Origin of the sequence: Dietzia sp. DQ11-38-2 (genome assembly GCF_014145055.1) — a bacterium.
GTDB lineage: Bacteria > Actinomycetota > Actinomycetes > Mycobacteriales > Mycobacteriaceae > Dietzia.
This window is the reverse complement of the sequence record NZ_JAALDW010000495.1, coordinates 7441-8381: the sequence shown is the minus strand read 5'-3', so window position 1 is coordinate 8381 and position 941 is coordinate 7441. Positions and strand designations below refer to the sequence as shown.

Annotated in this window: 1 protein-coding gene; it reads left to right on the top strand. The window is 67.5% G+C overall.

Features of this window, described 5'->3' with window-relative positions:
* Positions 1-11 precede the first annotated feature (11 nt).
* Positions 12-941: IS1380 family transposase (locus G6026_RS15495; protein ID WP_182613699.1), on the top strand; the 930-nt coding region annotated here is incomplete at its 3' end.

The following is a 941-nucleotide window of genomic DNA, read 5'->3' as shown; positions in this document are numbered from 1 at the left end:
TGTCAGGGGCCATGGCTCGCCGCCGGTTCATCCCGATCCACGATCGCGGCCGGGTGTTGATCGACGTCGCGGTGATGCTCGCAGATGGTGGCGAGTCCATCTCCGACATCGGCGTCCTGCGCCACCAATCCGGGGCCCTGGGCCCGGTCGCCTCGGCCCCGACGGTGTGGCGCACACTCGATGAGGTCACTGCCGGTAAGCGCAAGAAGATCCAGGTGGCGCGAGCTCGCACGCGGCGGCACGTGTGGTCCCAACTGCCCGGCGGAGTACCCGCATCGGCGTGTGCGGGGCGGGATCTGGGATCGACGGTCGTGCTCGATGTGGATGCCACCATCGTGGTCACGCACAGCGAGAAGGAACATGCAGCTCCGACATATAAGCGCACGTTCGGGTACCACCCGATCGGCGTGTGGTGCGACAACACAGAAGAGTTTCTCGCCGCGAGCTTGCGCCCGGGCAACGCCGGGTCCAACACCGCGGCTGACCACATCGACGTCCTGGGCCAAGCAATCGCCCAGATCCCCGCCGCTCACCGGCGCGACCTGCTGATCCGCTCCGACGGCGCCGGTGCCTCCCGTGACCTTCTGGATTGGATCACCGAACAGAACGGCATCCGCGGTCGACGGGTGGAGTACTCGGTCGGGTTCTCGGTCACCGCCCCGTTGCGCCGGGCCATTGCGATCGCTCCCGAGGCTGCGTGGGGGCCAGCGTTGAATCCCTCCGGCGACATCCGCGACGGGGCTGAAGTTGCTGAGCTGACCGGGTTGCTCGCCTCCAGGATGCTCGCGAAGTGGCCGGACGGGATGCGGGTCATCGTGCGCCGCGAACGACCCCACCCCGGCGCCCAGTTGTCGATGTTCGAGGAGATCGACGGGTGGCGCTACCAGGCGTTCGTGACCAACACCATCACTGGTCAGCTGCAGTTCCTCGAGGCCCGACAC